Origin of the sequence: Bartonella bacilliformis Ver097 (assembly GCF_000709795.1) — a bacterium.
GTDB classification, from domain to species: domain Bacteria; phylum Pseudomonadota; class Alphaproteobacteria; order Rhizobiales; family Rhizobiaceae; genus Bartonella; species Bartonella bacilliformis_A.
The window spans coordinates 137,480-155,171 of the sequence record NZ_KL503803.1 but is presented as its reverse complement, the minus strand read 5'-3'; the positions used below and the strand labels follow the sequence as shown (position 1 = coordinate 155,171).

General features: G+C 36.7%; 16 protein-coding genes, 1 tRNA gene and 1 pseudogene. 14 read left to right on the top strand and 4 right to left on the bottom strand.

The annotated features are described in order from the left end of the window. Positions 1-20 precede the first annotated feature (20 nt). From H710_RS02780 to H710_RS02765, 4 genes are read left to right on the top strand one after another with little or no spacing between them, the layout of a single operon-like run. On the top strand, positions 21-1,067 hold the full coding sequence (locus H710_RS02780; RefSeq protein ID WP_041849335.1) for a hemin-degrading factor: 1,047 nt from the start codon (positions 21-23) through the stop codon (positions 1,065-1,067). A gap of 15 nt (positions 1,068-1,082) precedes the next feature. Continuing rightward, complete coding sequence (locus H710_RS02775; RefSeq protein WP_041849334.1) at positions 1,083-1,994, top strand: heme/hemin ABC transporter substrate-binding protein; 912 nt, start codon at positions 1,083-1,085, stop codon at positions 1,992-1,994. Then, a complete protein-coding gene (locus tag H710_RS02770; RefSeq protein ID WP_041849333.1) occupies positions 1,991-3,088 on the top strand; it encodes a FecCD family ABC transporter permease in 1,098 nt (365 codons plus the stop codon). The genes H710_RS02775 and H710_RS02770 overlap by 4 nt, the downstream gene beginning before the upstream one ends. Next, positions 3,085-3,900 (top strand): heme ABC transporter ATP-binding protein, encoded by an 816-nt coding sequence (locus H710_RS02765; RefSeq protein ID WP_041849332.1) that lies wholly within the window; start codon positions 3,085-3,087, stop codon positions 3,898-3,900. Before H710_RS02770 ends, H710_RS02765 begins: the two co-directional genes overlap by 4 nt. A 186-nt stretch (positions 3,901-4,086) precedes the next feature. Here the strand turns inward: H710_RS02765 and H710_RS02760 are convergent, their stop codons facing one another. Beyond that, on the bottom strand, positions 4,087-4,860 hold the full coding sequence (locus H710_RS02760) for an N-acetylmuramoyl-L-alanine amidase (protein WP_041849331.1): 774 nt from the start codon (positions 4,858-4,860) through the stop codon (positions 4,087-4,089). Positions 4,861-5,492: 632 nt separating this feature from the next. On the opposite strand from H710_RS02760, the gene H710_RS02755 reads away from it, so the two are divergent. Further along, positions 5,493-7,436, top strand: a complete 1,944-nt coding sequence (locus tag H710_RS02755) for a DUF1561 family protein (protein WP_041849330.1) — start codon at positions 5,493-5,495, stop codon at positions 7,434-7,436. 377 nt (positions 7,437-7,813) lie between these two features. On the opposite strand, the gene H710_RS02750 is transcribed toward H710_RS02755, so the two are convergent. Next, positions 7,814-8,038 carry a hypothetical protein gene (locus H710_RS02750; RefSeq protein ID WP_244875584.1) on the bottom strand — a complete coding sequence of 75 codons (225 nt, stop codon included), beginning with the start codon at positions 8,036-8,038 and terminating at the stop codon, positions 7,814-7,816. Positions 8,039-8,361: 323 nt separating this feature from the next. After that, positions 8,362-8,493: a glycoside hydrolase family protein gene (locus H710_RS06545; RefSeq protein ID WP_414946137.1), complete on the bottom strand. Its 132-nt coding sequence runs from the start codon at positions 8,491-8,493 to the stop codon at positions 8,362-8,364. A 46-nt stretch (positions 8,494-8,539) separates the two neighbouring features. Here H710_RS06545 and H710_RS06325 point away from each other — a divergent pair. Beyond that, positions 8,540-9,042, top strand: a pseudogene (locus H710_RS06325) (tyrosine-type recombinase/integrase); the annotation flags it as partial. Between the two features lie 75 nt (positions 9,043-9,117). On the opposite strand, the gene H710_RS02735 reads toward H710_RS06325, so the two are convergent. Further along, positions 9,118-9,208 (bottom strand) — tRNA-Ser (locus tag H710_RS02735). A 333-nt stretch (positions 9,209-9,541) separates the two neighbouring features. On the opposite strand from H710_RS02735, the gene H710_RS02730 reads away from it, so the two are divergent. From H710_RS02730 to H710_RS02695, 8 genes are all read left to right on the top strand, one after another. After that, positions 9,542-10,765 carry a porin gene (locus H710_RS02730; RefSeq protein WP_041849327.1) on the top strand — a complete coding sequence of 408 codons (1,224 nt, stop codon included), beginning with the start codon at positions 9,542-9,544 and terminating at the stop codon, positions 10,763-10,765. A 714-nt stretch (positions 10,766-11,479) separates the two neighbouring features. Continuing rightward, a complete protein-coding gene (gene thiC, locus H710_RS02725) occupies positions 11,480-13,315 on the top strand; it encodes a phosphomethylpyrimidine synthase ThiC (protein ID WP_041849326.1) in 1,836 nt (611 codons plus the stop codon). Then, positions 13,312-14,262 (top strand): FAD-dependent oxidoreductase, encoded by a 951-nt coding sequence (locus H710_RS02720; protein ID WP_041849325.1) that lies wholly within the window; start codon positions 13,312-13,314, stop codon positions 14,260-14,262. The genes thiC and H710_RS02720 overlap by 4 nt, the downstream gene beginning before the upstream one ends. A gap of 3 nt (positions 14,263-14,265) precedes the next feature. Next, positions 14,266-14,463: a sulfur carrier protein ThiS gene (gene thiS, locus H710_RS02715; RefSeq protein ID WP_041849324.1), complete on the top strand. Its 198-nt coding sequence runs from the start codon at positions 14,266-14,268 to the stop codon at positions 14,461-14,463. Between the two features lie 4 nt (positions 14,464-14,467). Then, positions 14,468-15,241, top strand: a complete 774-nt coding sequence (locus H710_RS02710) for a thiazole synthase (protein WP_041849323.1) — start codon at positions 14,468-14,470, stop codon at positions 15,239-15,241. Continuing rightward, the gene (locus H710_RS02705; RefSeq protein WP_041849322.1) at positions 15,238-15,843 is read left to right on the top strand and encodes a thiamine phosphate synthase; all 606 of its coding nucleotides are present in this window, start codon (positions 15,238-15,240) and stop codon (positions 15,841-15,843) included. Before H710_RS02710 ends, H710_RS02705 begins: the two co-directional genes overlap by 4 nt. Next, positions 15,834-16,592, top strand: a complete 759-nt coding sequence (locus H710_RS02700; RefSeq protein ID WP_041849321.1) for a hydroxymethylpyrimidine/phosphomethylpyrimidine kinase — start codon at positions 15,834-15,836, stop codon at positions 16,590-16,592. The genes H710_RS02705 and H710_RS02700 overlap by 10 nt, the downstream gene beginning before the upstream one ends. Positions 16,593-16,800: 208 nt before the next feature. Further along, entirely contained in the window at positions 16,801-17,628 is an 828-nt protein-coding gene (locus H710_RS02695; protein ID WP_041849320.1) for a uracil-DNA glycosylase, read from the top strand. The last annotated feature ends 64 nt before the right edge of the window (positions 17,629-17,692 follow it).

The window sequence follows — 17,692 nt, the reverse complement described above, 5'->3', positions numbered from 1 at the left end:
AATAATATTAAGGAAAGCCTATGTCTTATACAGCTGAAATGATTATTCGCCTGCGTGAAGAAAAAAAAGAGGTGCGTAATCGTGATTTTGCCACTTCAATTGGTATATCTGAAGCAGAGCTAGTTGCTGCTTATTGCGCAATTGGAAAAGCAAAAAGATTACGAGCTGATGTTACTACTTTTCTTGAACATGTTCCTAAAATTGGAATAATCATGGCGTTAACACGTAATGACAATGCTGTTCATGAAATAACAGGGTGCTTTGAAAAAATTGTTCAAGGTGAACATGTTCTTCTAACGCTTGGTGAGATTGACTTGCGTATTTTCCCCAAAAAATGGAAATTTTGTTTTGAATATGAAATGGTTATTTCTGGAAAATCTAGGAAAAGCCTACAATTTTTTGATCAATACGGTATCGCTATTTTCAAAATATATTGCAAAGATGCAACAAATATAAAGGAATGGAGTTTACTTGTTGAAAAATTGCTCCATACAGACCAATCCCCCACCCTTGATGTTCTTTCTGCTCCTACGCCAATCCAGAATGACATAACAGAGCTAGATGTTGAAAAATTTCGTAATCGTTGGCAAAAAATGACTGACGTTCATCAACTTCATGCTATTCTTTCTGAATTTAAAATAGGTAGACATGATGCTGTAAAACACGCTGGAGATGAATTTTCTAATGAATTAAATATAGAATCCATTGAAATCATGCTGAACGAAGCAGCACAACAAGAGTTACCAATTATGTGTTTTGTTAGCAATGAAGGATGTATTCAAATTTTCACTGGAAAAGTGAAAAATATTAAAAAAATGGGGCCTTGGCTCAACATTCTCGATCAAAGTTTCCAAATGCATCTACTTACCTCAGAAATTGATAAAGTATGGCATGTTCGCAAACCTACTAAAGATGGTTATGTCAGTTCACTTGAAGTTTTTGATAAAAATGGTGAGATGGTTATTCAATTTTTTGGCTTACGAAAAGAAGGCCAAAAAGAACGTGAAGATTGGCGCCTTTTATTGAATAATCTGCCGCTGTACCAAGAAATGGCAGCTACTAACTAAAGAGTACGGTAAGACATGTGCACACCTTCTTTGCGTAGACTATCAAGCCTTTTTCTTATTTTCATGCTATGCTCTTTTATCTGTCTTACTGAGAAAGTGATCGCTGACTCCATAACCAATTTTCCTAAAAATGCGCGCATTATTTCTATTGGTGGTGCTCTTACAGAAACCATCTATGCATTAGGAGCCCAAAAACAGCTTATTGCCCGCGACAGCACAAGCACATACCCAAAAGAAGCATTAGCACTTCCTGAGCTTGGATACATGCGAGCTCTTTCACCTGAAGGCCTTTTATCACTTGACCCAGAAGGTATATTACTCGTCGAAGGAAGTGGCCCTCCTTCAACAATTGACATTCTCAAAAAAACATCAATACCTATACTGATTGTATCAGAAAATTTTTCTCGTGAAAGTATAATAGAAAAAATTCATCTTGTTGGGAAAGCTCTTCATCGAGAAACGCAAGCAGCTGCATTGATTGAAAAAATAAATCACCAATTTATGGAAAATGATGCATTTCTGGCAAAAGTGACTAAACCAAAACGTGTTCTTTTCATTTTCTCAATACAAAATGGGCATGCCATGGTTTCCGGAACACATACAGCTGCTGACGCTATGATAAAACTTTCAGGGGCTATAAATGCTGTCTCTAATTACAGAGGATATAAGCTTTTAAACAATGAAGAATTATTAAAATCAAATCCTGACTTTATTTTGCTCACAAGCCATACTGAGAATTTAATTAAAATTGATAAAATTTTATCAATGCCAGCAATTAAAGCAACACCTGCTGCACAAAATCATGCTATCAAACAAATAGACACTATGTATTTTTTAGGTTTTGGTCCACGCACTGCAAACGCATCAAAAGAACTCATTGACATGCTTTATAGCACAGATAAACCAGCAAAATCTGATAAAAAATGATAAATAATACCTCTATAACTCGTGCATCTGAAATAAAACAAAACAGAAAAGAAACACGTGTGAATCAAGGTAAAATCGCATTATTCAGTTTAATGCTGTTCCTTTTTTTCAGCATTTTTTTTGGACTATTAAGTGGCGCATCAAATGTCTCTTTTATTAATCTCATTCATGTACTTTTTACAGAAGATTTTTCCGTAAGTAGTAAAACCCGTGATTATCTCGTGTTTATTGACATCAGATTACCCCGTATTATCCTAGGGTTATTAGTTGGTGCAGCTTTGGCCGTTTCAGGTGTTCTCATGCAAGGGCTTTTCCGTAACCCTCTTGCAGATCCTGGAATTGTGGGCGTATCAGCAGGAGCAAGTCTTGGTGCTGTTTTAGCCATTGTTGTCAATATTTCTTTTCCTCCTTTATTAGCACCTTTTCTAGAATCTTATCAAATCATCATAGGTGCTTTTCTTGGTGGGTTACTCTCAACAATCATTCTTTATATAATCGCAACGCATCATAGTTGTACTTCTATTGCAACAATGCTTCTTGCAGGTATTGCTCTTAGCTCTCTAAATGGCGCTGTTGTTGGAATTTTAATTTTTATTGCAAATGACCAACAATTGCGTGATATTACTTTCTGGAATCTTGGTTCTCTCGTAGGTGGAACATGGCTGAAAGTTGGATTGATCTTACCTTTCGTTTGGATTGGTGTTATTTTTTCTTCCTTTTTATCGCGCGCACTTAATGCTCTTGCTCTTGGTGAATCTGTTGCTAACCATATTGGTTTTAATACCCAAAAAATAAAAAATATCGCTATTTTACTTGTTGCACTCATGTGTGGCGGAACAGTTGCTGTCAGTGGTGGCGTTGGTTTTATCGGCATTGTTGTTCCACATATTTTGCGTTTACTGATTGGTCCTGATCACCGTTATCTTATTCCTTGCTCTGCTCTTTTAGGAGCAGCATTACTTATTTTTGCTGATACCTTTGCGCGCCTTATTGTTGCCCCTGCAGAATTGCCAATCGGTATCGTTACAGCGCTCTTTGGTGCACCTTTTTTTCTTTGGATCCTTATATACCAACGGAGAATAAATTTTTCATGATTGAAGCAACCAATATATGCGTTCAACGAGGAAAAACACACATTATCGACCATATTACTCTCCAAGCAAAAAGCGGAGCTCTCACTGTCATTATTGGCCCCAATGGATCCGGGAAAAGTACTTTTATCAAAGCACTTAGTGGAGAAATTTCCTATAGCGGAAAAATAACATTAAATGGTTACAATGTTACCCAAACAAAAGCTTGTAAAATGGCAATGATGCGTGCAATTTTACCACAATCAACGACATTAGCATTTCCATTCTTGGTTCATGAAGTGGTAAGACTTGGTCTTTCTATAAGTCAACCTGGTGTCACAAAAACAGAATTTCAAAATCTTCCTCAACAAGCTTTAGAACAAGTTGGCCTAGCCGACTATGGCGATCGATACTATCACCAATTATCAGGTGGTGAACAAGCCAGAGTACAATTTGCTCGTGTACTTTGCCAAATATGGAACCCCATTTATAATCAAATCCCTCGTTGGCTGATATTAGATGAACCCATTGCCAACCTTGATGTTCAACATCAGCTTATTGTCATGAACATAGCCAAAAACTTTGCCTATCGTGGTGGGGGTGTTCTGGCTATTTTACATGATCTCAATTTTGCTGCCCATTATGCAGATAAAATAATATTGTTAAAGCAAGGAAAAATTTATTGTGAAGGAAGCGTTTCTAATGTTTTAACAACAAAAAATTTGCGCGATGTTTATCATTGCCCACTAAGTGTTTCTGAACTGCCAAAAACAGATATTCCCTTTGTATTACCACAAACAGCATCTCACACTGATGAAAGCAATTTATCTTGCTAAAATAGAGGATTTTTCAACTCATATTTATAAAATATGCAAAAACTTTCTTCAAAACAATTCATTTTGTCAAAAAGAATATTTTTCTATTACACAAAACCTAATTAGTAACATTTTGCCAAATACAGGAAACCACCACAATATGCAATATCGTGGCGGTTCACATATTTTATTGAAAAAAATTAACTATTATCTTGGAAAATATTTGTCTAGCAACGCATAGAGGATCGCTACTGTTTCAGTATCCAATATTCCATCATAATTTTTTTGACGAAAATGAAGCTGAAATGCTCGGATCAAATTCTTGAAGCCCTTATCACTATCCGCAGCCGAAGTATCATACCCATATCGCTTGAGTTGAGTAATAATCTCTTTCTTACTAGGCAACTTTATCTCCCTAAGGAAGTGATGATAATATTTATTCTTCACCTCCTCATCATACCATGCCCCTATACCCGCTTCATAAAGCTCTTTCCATGGAAAAGCTGCACCTGGATCACTTTTCCTTCCAACAGAAATATCACTATGACCGACAACATTGGTTGGTGTAATATCTGGATAACGTTGCAGAATATTCAATGAAAGTTCTTTAATTGCATCAATTTGATTTAAATTATAAGGTGGGAATGTAAACACCCCATCTTTTTCGGTAGCTAAACTAACTGTTTCAATCCCAATAGCAGTATCATTTAAGTTTGTACGCCCACCCCATGAGCTAACACCAGCATGCCATGAACGTTTGTCTTCATCAACTAAATTTAAAATACGCAAATCTTTAAAACCAGATGCGATATACGTTTCCTCCGTAGGATCAGGAACAAGATAATGGGCACTAACATCAGCTCCCGTAAGAAACGCGATCGACTTCTCAAAGTTAACCGCAGTGTAATGCATAACTAAAAAACGAACGCGATTGTTAAAACCTTTTACAGAACGATACTTATTATAATCAATTGTATACACAACCCCTCCCCTTGAGACTTATTAAATACAAAATAAATATATTAACAACCTCTATTAAAATTAAATTTGTGTTATTTTAGAACATTTTAAAACATGTTTCAATATCAATATATCAGATTAATAACCTTTTCTCTTTCATAACATGGTTTTTACTTGCAACATATTATTGTCTAAAGAATACACTTTAATCATTTTTTTAGCCGTTCTTCATTGCTTATTTTTAAAATATAACTGTTAGTATGATTGTTTCGTATTGTTATCAATCATATGCACGAAAATCATTTTATTTTCATAATATAAGGGAAATAATCTATTCATTAAAAAAATTAAGCTGGTTTAAGTATTATTCTTCTAATTTTTTTTCTACTAGCCACGAGATTTATCAAAAATTTTGGCTGTCAATAAGAGTAATAGACTATTTTACTAAAATTACAGTCATCACTCTGTTTCTAGAGCTCAATGCATGATGTTCACACACATGTATGAAGAAAAACAACCATAAACAAACCACAAATTTATTGTCTTATTTAAAATCCCATTTCTTTGTTCTTCATCCAGGATATGGCGATCAAGCACATTTTCCAACTCACACATCAATATCATAACGAAAACAACGTTAAAGGAAACACACAATGAAATTGAAACTATTGTTGTTCTTGTTTAACCTCTTATTATCTCTTCATACTTCTTTGTCCGCACCTATTCCTGCTCAAGTCCTGCAAACCCCTACAGACCATCCTCACGACAAAGCTATTCATGTTAAAGTCCATACAGGATATAAATATTGCTATGCCCCTGTCTTTACAAAAGGAGAGGGATACATCTATCTCGATGATTGTTCTTCCTCTAACGTTAAATTCGCTCGCTATGACCTGTTTCAAAGAGTCGCCTGGAATATCAACGACACCTGGTTGTGCATGACTGCTCCTAGCTCCGTGACAGGCATTGACGGAAGCTCAACCGCTGACTGGGATTATTTGCTCTTACGCCCTTGTGTTATCAATGATCAAAATCAACGCTGGATCATTAAAGAGCAAAGTTTTTATACAGCTGATGGAAGATTTCGTGTTAAAGACTATAAATGGTATGCTTATATTTCAAAGAACGAGAAAGACTATTATGACCATAAATTAGCCTTTGAAATGGCTGCCTGGGTCCAAACGATTTCTCCTCCTGGAAATCTCAGTTCCAAAACCTTTGTCGCCTGGCTATATGTCAATACATATCCTCCTGTATTTGCCCTCTATTATCTGCAAAATGACTCCTCCTCCCTCTCTACAACACCGCTGCCTCTTTATTACAATCCAGAAAATGGCCATATCGCTCAATATTACAATGCCTCTGGGGATTTTTATTGTATGGTTTCTCAACAATCTCCTTCCGATAATTGGAATTGGGTTACATGGCAACCTTGTACGGATAAAGTTTCTTCAAGTAAGGATGCCTCTTTTTGGGATATTTCTCAGTTAGATGAGACTAAAGGTCTTATTTTGGATTCTCAAGGTAATCCGCTAAGAGTAACGCAATATGGTACTTATTGGGGGGTCCCTTACACAGCAAAGCCCAGTTATCTTAAACAAGACACCAACAACTCGCCAACCTCTAATTTTCTATTGTCTACTGATATTGAAAAATGGAACCGTTATGTGAATGGGAATTTAGGAGATACGCTTGCTTATTGCCCTGCCCCTGGAAATAAGAAAAATGTTACACAGAATTCTTCTGCCAAAACACGAGTAAAACGGTCTTTACCTCCCGATTTTGATCTCACCCCAGAATGGACAAAAAGACTATGGGATATTGCTAGAAGCAATATTCCTGGTTTCTCACCTAAAATTTCCTTTTGTGGAGTCTGTATGCTGCATACTCTGCAAATGCTTGCTGAATTACAAGAAGATTATATAAGTGGACCTCGTCAAACTGGAGGATATTTCTTTAATACGCAGCAAGGCACAGATCCATTTGTCTCATTTCGCAGTAGATTTCCTATGCTCGCAGAAAGACTTGAAGCAACAATTTCCTATAATACAGTACCTCTGCGTACAGACGAAAATGTTTTTACGAGAACAAGTAGAATAAGTCGTGCAATAGCATCAATCTTATTACCCCAACATGACTGGAGACCTTCAAATCTTGTAACAACAGAAGATGAAATGAAAAGTGAACTTCGCAATCTGTTGCGTTTTCCTCCTGGAACAGCTTGGTATGTCGTAGTTATTAGATCTAATAGAGATCATACAGGTATGATTGGTCATGTCCAACCTATTTTAAGAACAGAAGGAGGGCTTGTCATAATCCCTACAAATGCAGCCAATATAAGTTGGAACGAATTCAGGAGGGTTGTTACTGCAACAAGAGACCCAGGTCCATTGATATCTGAACTCTCACTTAGAGGCGCGCGAACACTTTATTCACTTGTGACGTATCAAATGACTTGGAGAGATGAAATTTCTTTGAATCTTTACATATCCCAGAGAAATTGTACCGGAGAAGGTGAGCATAGAAGAGGCAATAGACAATTGCCAAGAACTTCTCTCCTTAATCAGTGTGGTAGTGGTAGATGCGCTATCCAATGAAGCATATATATAACAGCACAGCCTTTTATGTTTTTAAGAGCTCCATTTCTTCAAATAATACATGAAAATTGTGTGAAGTCCATTCATAAGACGCGAAAGATCAAAAATAAACAAAAATATAATAAGTACCATCCATTACATAAAGCGAGACATCATTTTTACACCCTGGTAAATATCCATTACATCTTGCAAAACTCTTTCTCTGATTTTTGTAAGATCTACATTCTTGTTACTTTGTCTTCTTGCCACGTTGCCAACCACATAAACGTTCACCTTGCGTATTGTGCTTTAAAATGTCTTTCGCCAAATTTGTGCTGATCACATCCAAATCTTGGTGTTCTAAATAGATTGGTAACCAACCAACACAGGAAAAACGTTCATTTATTGCGCAACCACTGAGAGAGACCAGCACGTACATCAGCATCACTTTTCTGATTAATCTCATTTTCTACCTCAAGCCGCGTTACCGCCATCTTTAATTCATGTTCTGTTTGCTTGTACTGTTCAGCTTTTTTACCAGCGTAAAAGGCTTTCACTAAAGCCACAAAAAAAGCAGATAAAGCTTTTAGAATAACCACAAGATATTTTTTTAACAAAATCATAAGCGTTCTTCCTGGAAGCATTTTGCAATGAAAAAATCTTTATACAAACCACCAAAACTATAGTCAATATTTAGGAACCCATTACACAGAGCCACAGACCTTGTCCTGAAAAAGCCCTGCAAAACTTGATAAGACTCCACATGATGCGTCCAGAATTTCCTGCTTTAAAAGCCAAAATTTCTGCTTTATTTAAAAAAGTGCGTTGACTATTTTTTTCGACTCTTTAACAATTTTAGAAAAACATAAATTCCTCTGCCCCACAGACCTGTTTCTGCTACGCAGAGATTAGCGAAAACCTTGCAATTTTTTACATCTTCTCTGATTCATTCTTGCGATTCAATTGATACTGCTTTATAATAGTTTTTTTTCAGATTTTGCAAAAATGTAGAGTTGCAAAAAGCTTCTTCCTCAATATTATAACAAAATGATACAAGAGCAGCGAAATGTGAAATCACCAAAGTCCTTCAACGGAGATGATTTTACGTTTTACTTCGTGGGTTAAAAGAGAACGTAGAAAAATATTATCGTCGGTGGTCACATAGAACTTATGAACGCGTATGGATTGATGTGCTGCTCTATACAGGTTTGCGACACGATGATGCAGTTCATATTGCTTGGAAAGATGTCATAGACAATATCATTAAAGAGTCAGTTTCAAACGGATGTCTTTCTTCTCATTTTACTTGAATTAGCTGCTACACTCGCAACAAGTCCAATTGGTGATGAGACGTTTATCTGCAGTAAAAGCGGCAAAGAATTCATCAAAGAAAGCTTTGGCAACATGTTTCGTAAAGCCTGTAACCAAGCAAGTATCAAAAAATCAGCCCATGGATTAAGAAAATTAGCAGCAATAAGGGCAGCAAATGCAGGAGCTACAGTAGCATAACTAAAAAGCAATTTTTGGATGGACCAAAGATAGCATGGCGTCTTTTTATACGAAAACAGCTGATAGAAAACGGTTAACCATCGAATTCATAAAAAAGTTACCAAAAGATGCGGGATAAAGGCTAAAAAAAGTCAATAAAACCAGAGAACTTAAATTCCCTTACTTTCACATAGTCATTGATTTTATTGATAAATGGCGGAGAGGAAGAGATTCGAACTCTCGAGAGCCTTTTGAGCCCTACTCCCTTAGCAGGGGAGCGCCTTCGACCACTCGGCCACCTCTCCAAAAGTGACGCATAAACGGTCTTAACAAAAAGTTCAAGATATTTTCTATTTTTTTCAAAAAATCTGAAACTTTCCTTTTAAATTTCCAAACCCAATAAATACTAATTTATAGTATTTAAAACTGCGGTATTTAAAGAGTAAAATTGTTGTTTTTTTACAACAACGTCTTAAAATAGCACATGAACAACATAAAAAAAGACCATTTTATATTTTATCTTTCACAAAGATCATTATTGGTTATTTCTTTAGGAATAAAGGTATCATGTTGTTGTTTTAGTAGGCACGACAGATAATGTCATGGCTTTACTACAATAAACTGTTGGGAGATCAGTTATGAATATTAAAACCTTGCTTTTATGCTCTACGATAGCTGTTACAGGAATTTCTGGAGCACACGCAACCTCAGAGATTATTGAAAAACCAAAATTTATAAAATATCTTCGTGTTTGCGATGCATATAGTGCAGGGTATTTTTATATCCCTGGAACAGAAACATGTATGAAATTATCGGGTTATGTTCGCGCCTCTTTTAAAGGAGGGCATGATGTTGATGCAAAGATTAATGCCGATTTAGATCAACATAAAAAAACTTACGATGTAAGTTCACGTTTAGCTCTTATTTTGCAATCTGCTTCTGAAACTGAGTTAGGGACACTTCGTTCTTATGCAAGACTTACCTCAGATTGGGAAAATGGAAAAAGCAAAGCTGGTGGAAAACTTAATGCTGCCTATATTGAACTTGGTGGTTTTAGTGTAGGTCTTGATGATACAATTTTTAGTACGTGGACCAGTTACGGTGAAGTCATAGATGATGATCTTATAGCACCAGCAGGCGATGTGCGCACCAATTTTGTTTCTTACACTTTCGCTAGTAACACAGGGTTTTCTGCTATTATCGGAGCTGAATTGGGCAATGCGTCAGGTCCTGCTATAGGTCCTGATAAGAAATACTATTATATTAATAAAAGCGACCAAGTTTCTGTTGTCTCTGATGCTAACCTTCCAAGTAAACAAACAAAAGACTATATTCCACATATCCTTTTAGGTGTACAATTTTTTCAAGGATGGGGTAGTGTTTCAACGATAACTGCTTACGATTCCCATTATAAAAAATGGGCCAGTAAAACGCGTTTAGATTTTAAAGTTAATGATGACGTGAATGTATGGGTAACAGGCGGGTATAAAACTAATGTTGATTACTATACAGCAGATGAGCAAAATGTATTATCACGAGAAAACACAACAATCTATGCAAACTGGGGTGGAAAATGGGCTGCATGGACTGGAGTAACCTACAAAATTGCTCCAAAAGCGAAACTCAATGCTCAAATTTCTTACAGCGCTGTAAAAACTTTTTCAGCATCTGCTAATGTTGTGTACACATTAGTTCCAGGTTTCACTATTACACCTGAAGTAAGTTATATCGCGTGGAAAGATAACCGTACTTTCAAAAGTCAGCAAGACAGCGCACAGCGAAACTCTACTAAAAATTATACTCATGCTTTGAATGGAAAAGACGCTGTACAAACTATGATACGCCTTCAGCGTTCATTTTAATACTTTCAGAAGAGATTTTTTCAAAAACTGGCAGTTTATATTGCCAGTTTTTTATTTGAAAATATGTGTAATGATTTAGAATAATATTTCACAAACTTGCATTACTGATTTTTATCTGTTAGTAATGGGCTTTGCATTATAAAAATATTCTCGTAAACTTAGGATGTTTATGAAAATACTTCACAAACCCTATCAACATAATTTATAAAAAATACAACTTTTGACTGTCAAGATAATCTTTTCTATATTTTAAGAACTTACCTTTATAAGGTAGTCGTGTATATCTCTAAGATTAGAAAACATTCACCTATATTGCTTGGCATAGTTCATATGACATCTTTTCTCTTATATTTTAAGACTGTAAGAGAATTTTTTAAATATGTAATTCATATAATAATTTTTATCTTCATTCTAAAAAATATTCCAAAATCGTTAAGAACGCATCTTTGCGATTGACAATATAAGAATTTAAGCTGATGATTACCATGTAAGTGAAATATTCTGATCGGGGTTGGGGTATGTAAAACAAACAATTATTAAAGATATTTCATTGATTTTCTCAAAGAAACATTTTCTAAATTTTACCGAATATGTGTTGGTATGAAAGTGACATTGTACCTGACAATTTAAAATCGAGTACAATCAATCAGTTAAATATATTCTGATTAACCTTGTAACTTTCCATTGAATTACAAATTTATAGAGAGAAAGTTTGTGCAAAAACATACTCCATCAGTTAGTTGTAGCCCTTTTCCTTCTTCGCAAAAATTTTATCAACAAAGCCTTCTCTTTCCCAATGTGCGTGTGCCATTACGTAAAATTTTACTGACAGATGGCAGCGGCGAGAGTCCTTTCAACGTCTATGATACTTCAGGCCCTTACACAGATGAAAATGTAATCATTGATATTACGAAAGGCTTGCCTGCAATCAGAATACCTTGGCTATCTGAACGTGCTGATACTGAATCTTACCCTGCTCGATTAGTTAAACCTGAAGACAATGGCTTTACCCATGGTAGAGACCTGACACCAGTCTTTGAAAAAAAACGACCTATTTTGCGTGCAAAAAATGGTAAATCCATTACACAGATGACCTATGCACGGGCAGGTATTATCACTGCAGAAATGGAATATGTTACAATACGTGAAAATGAAGGTCTGACAGAAAAAAACAAACAGCAAACAACATCAAGTAAAGCACTTGATGCATCAATACCGGAAGTCTACACAGCAGAATTTGTTCGCAATGAAATTGCCTGTGGACGAGCCATTATCCCGCAGAATATCAATCATCCAGAATGCGAACCCATGATTATTGGGCGTAACTTTCGTGTTAAAATTAATGCTAATATTGGAAATTCAGCAGTTACTTCATCCATGGCAGAAGAAGTAGAAAAAATGGTTTGGGCCATTCGCTGGGGAGCCGATACCGTTATGGATCTTTCAACGGGCCGTAATATTCACAATATTCGTGAGTGGATTATTCGAAACTCTCCAGTTCCTATAGGAACTGTTCCAATTTATCAAGCACTTGAAAAAGTACATGGTATTGCTGAAAACCTAACATGGGATATCTTTCGCGATACTCTTATTGAACAAGCAGAACAGGGCGTCGATTATTTTACTATTCATACAGGATTAAGATTAGCTTTCATTCCTCTAACTATTGATCGCACAACAGGTATTGTTTCGCGAGGTGGTTCAATTATAGCCAAATGGTGCTTGCATCACCACAAAGAGAATTTTCTCTATGAGCATTTTGATGAAATTTGTGATATTGCACATACATATGACATATCTCTTTCATTAGGTGATGGATTGCGTCCTGGATCTATTGCTGATGCAAATGATGAAGCTCAATTTGCAGAGCTTAAAACTTTAGGTGAACTAACCCAAATTGCATGGGAAAAAGATGTACAGACCATGATTGAAGGACCTGGCCATGTTCCAATGCATAAAATTAAAGAAAATATGGATCAACAATTAGCTCTCTGTAATGAGGCACCCTTTTATACTTTAGGCCCCCTTACAACTGATATTGCGCCTGGATATGACCATATCACATCAGCTATTGGTGCAGCCATGATTGGTTGGTTTGGAACAGCAATGCTTTGTTATGTAACACCTAAAGAACACTTAGGTCTACCAGATAAAAATGATGTCAAAACTGGTGTCATCACTTATAAAATTGCTGCCCATGCTGCGGACCTTGCTAAAGGCTTACCTAGAGCACAATTGCGTGATAACACTCTTTCACGCGCACGATTTGATTTTCGATGGCATGATCAATTCAACCTTTCTCTTGATCCAGATACAGCCCGTGCCTTTCATGATGAAACAATGCCTAAAGAAGCTCATAAACTAGCGCATTTTTGTTCTATGTGTGGGCCTAAATTTTGCTCAATGCGTATTTCCCACGATATCCGTGATGCAGTGGCAACAAAAAAAACAAGAGACGAAGGCATGGCTGCTATGGCCGAAAAGTATCAACAAAATGGTGATCTCTATATGAAAGTTACGCCTTCTATAAAAGAAAAAGTAGACGATTGAAAAACATTCTTATCAAAGGAGCTGGTATAGGCGGTTTAACAGTTGCCTTTATGTTACAACAACAGGGTGCTGCTATCACCTTGTCTGCTCCACCTCATTTTCCTATAGGATCTGCAAGCTGGTATGCAGGAGGCATGCTAGCACCTTATTGTGAAAAAGAGAGTTCTGAACAAATTGTTGAAGATCTCGGTATACGAGCTATACAATGGTGGAGTAAAACCCTCCCTGAAATTGTAAAACAAAGGGGTACTTTAGTTGTTGCACCAACACGAGACATGGTAGAGCTCGAACGATTTTCATTGCGTACCAACAATCACAAAACCATTAACAGTACGAAAATAGCTCACCTTGAACCGGACCTCAACGGGCGTTTTCATCATGCACTCTTTTATGCGACTGAAGCGCATATTGATCCCCGCAAAGCACTGCTGACTTTAAAAAATATTCTTATAAAAAATGGTGCATATGTCGTTGATGTAGGAATTTCTGAAAAAAATTTCGATATTATTATTGATGCAACAGGAATAGCGCGCTTAAGAAAAGATAAAGATATACGAGGAGTACGTGGAGAAATGCTTCTCTTACGCAGTGCGGATATCAAAATTTCTCGTCCAATTCGCCTTCTTCATCCACGGTTTCCACTCTATGTTGTTCCCCGACAAGATAATATTTTTATGATCGGGGCAACAATGATTGAAAGCGACTTTAATAGCGCAATTTCAGCAAGATCAATGATGGAATTGCTCAATGCTGCCTATACTTTGCATCCTGCTTTTGCTGAAGCAGAAATTATTGAATCTGGTGTCGGAATACGCCCATGTTACCCTGATAATCTCCCTCATGTTAGCAAAAAAAACAACCATATCTCCATAAATGGCTTTTATAGACATGGTTTTCTTTTATCTCCAGAAATTGCAAAACAAGCAGTAAAATTAGCATTGGAATGAAATATGAAAATATTTGTCAATGATGAAATAATCCAAACAGACGTCACCTATTTAAATTTACTCCTTGAAGAATTAGGTTATAAGGGAAATTGGCTGGCAACTGCTGTCAATTCTGAAGTTGTTTCTTCAGATGCACGCGATCAATATGCTTTGCATGAAGGAGATAGAATTGAAATTCTAAGCCCAATGCAAGGAGGTTGAAGCCATGTTGAATTTTTATGGCCATGAATTCTCATCTCACCTTCTATTAGGTACAGCTCAATATCCCTCACCAGAAATCCTGCGTAAGGCTATTCATAAATCTGGCACAGAAATTGTAACAGTTTCATTACGTCGAGAAACTGCGGGTGGAAAACATAGTGGACAATTTTGGAAATTTCTCAAGGAACTTAACGTCACAATACTACCCAATACCGCTGGTTGTTACACAATTAAAGAAGCTGTTACGACAGCACAATTAGCACGAGATCTATTTAAAACACCTTGGATTAAACTCGAAGTTATTGGTAACCCGGATACATTACAACCAAATATTTTTGCCTTAGTTGAAGCAGCACAAATTCTAAATAATGAGGGATTTCAAATTTTTGCCTACACAACAGATGATCTCATCGTTGCCGAAAAACTCCTCGAAGTTGGTTGTCGAGTTATTATGCCTTGGTATGCTCCTATTGGGTCTGCCAAAGGCCCTCGTGATATAGATGGATTACGCTCTATCCGAGCTTATCTTCCTGATCTTACTCTTGTTATTGATGCAGGCATTGGGCGCCCATCACATGCTACCATTGCTATGGAACTTGGTTATGATGCAGTTTTACTCAACACCGCTGTCGCTAAAGCAGGTGATCCTGTCTTGATGGCTGAAGCATTTTCTAAAGCTGTTAACGCGGGCTATATGGCCTATAAAGCAGGTATACTAGAAGCACGCGATGTAGCTGTGCCTTCAACACCCATTATTGGGAAAGCAGTATTTTCATGAAACTCGATCCATTTTATCTCATTGTTGACAATGCTGACTGGATCGAACGTTACGTCCCCCTTGGGATAAAGCTTGTGCAATTACGTATAAAAAATAAAGATACAGAACTCATAAGACACCATATAAAACGAGCAAAAAATATATGTGATCAATTTGAAACACAATTCATCGTTAATGATTATTGGGAAATAGCCATTGATGAAAAATGCGATTTTATTCATCTCGGACAGGAAGACTTAAGCAATGCTGATATTCCTATAATCCGTAAAAATGGTATAAAATTTGGTCTTAGCACCCACGATGAATATGAATTGGATATCGCTCTATCTTTTTGCCCTGAATATATTGCACTTGGCCCTATTTACCCAACAATCTTGAAAAAAATGAAGTGGGCCCCACAAGGACTAGAAAAAATCAAACAATGGAAAAAACTGATTGGCCCCTTACCTCTCGTTGGCATTGGTGGTTTAACACCAGAACGCGCTACCAATGTTTTGCAAGCAGGGGCTAATAGTGCCGCTGCTATCACTGATATTATTTTACATAAAAAACCTAAAGAACGTGTCCAACAGTGGATAAAAGTGACCCAAAAATGGCGTTGATACCTTCTATTCTTGTTGTTGCAGGTACCGACCCAACAGGTGGTGCTGGTATTGTTCGTGATATAGAAACGACTGCACACTTTCAAATAAGAGCAAGTTTAGCGATTACCTCTGTTAATGTGCAAAATAATAACCACGTTGCTGAAATTGTCCCCATGAAAGGAAAATTCGTTGCCGCACAAATGCAAGTAGCCTTAGAAGCTACCCCAATAAGTGCAATCAAAATTGGTATGACAGGCACTCAGGAAATTATAGCAGAGATCTGTAATATACTAAAAAATTACAACCATATTCCTGTTGTTCTTGACCCTGTTTTTGTCGCCTCATCAAAAGGAAAACTCACAACAGAAAAAATTATAGAAATTATGAATAATAAACTACTTCCTCATATTGATATTTTAACACCAAATATGAAAGAATTAGCTCTTCTTAGCCAAAGTCCATTGGCCTCTAATCATCAAGAGGCAATACAACAAGCAAAAAAACTCCTTTCGCTGGGTCCGCGTTATATATTGGTTAAAGGCGGGCATGCTGATGGTCCATTTGCAACAGATAGCTTAATTAGCCAAACTGAAGTTATCAATATTTCCGCTCCACGTTTAAAAGGAACAATGCGGGGTACAGGTTGCCTTCTTTCAAGCGCTATTGCTACGCACTTAGCACTTAATGAAACTATGACTGACGCTGTCAAAAATGCAAAAGCGTATATTCACACACTTCTTTTAACTCATTGCCAAAAAGATCATTAAAACTTAATAGCTCTTATTTTCTCATAAGATTTCTCGCTATATTTCTCGCAATTTACTTCCCATTATAGTGCAATAGAAATCATCTATTTTCATCTTACTATCATCTCAATATTTTAAATCTTTACAAACAATAAGCTCATCATAAAGCTTGAAGAATAATTTTGCTTGGTTTATTCATTAATCAGTCAACTATGAATAAAAAAGTGAAATGTCACAACAAACGCAATGTCCAATCTCGTATGAAGAATTGCTAAGCTTTTATAAAGAAAGTGGTGCAGATGCCGCGCTTGCGGATGAACCCATTAACCGCTTTAATCAAGCTCCTTCTTCAGAACAGAAATTAAAACAGACATGTCACATCCCTTCTCATCAACGAACACCACAAACTATAAAACTCAATACCCCTCTACTTCATCATCCCGATACAACGCAACACGCGCTTTCAGCCATCGAAATAGCAAAAAATGCTAAAACTCTTGACGAATTAAAATCTGCTCTTTTCGCTTTTGATGGTTGTTCATTAAAAATGACAGCTAAAAATACCTGTTTTTCAGATGGGACAGCAGGAAGCCCAATCATGCTTATAGGAGAAGCACCAGGACGAGAAGAAGATATACAAGGAATTCCATTCGTAGGAAAAGCAGGCATATTACTTAACAAAATACTGGCATCTATTGGTCTAACAAGAGAAAATGTTTACATAGCTAACACTGTTCCTTGGCGTCCACCAGGCAATCGCACACCAACAGCAAGAGAAATAGCATTATGCCGCCCCTTTATTGAACGTCAAATTCAACTCGCTAACCCTCGTATCCTGGTAGCTCTGGGAGGGACTGCTGTACAATTTTTTACTGGAACTCAAAGCGGAATTGTCCGCATAAGGGGGAAATGGCTTACCTATGAAACAAAAGATAAAGCTAAAATACCGGTCATGCCAACTTTTCATCCTGCCTATCTTTTACGAACCCCTAGTCAAAAAAAACTCACATGGGTAGACTTTCTAGAAGTTAAAAATCGTTTAAATAACCTTTCGTAATTCCTAGATCTTGCTTTTTTCAAAACATCAACACTGTTTCAATCTTTGCTATCAAAATATCACC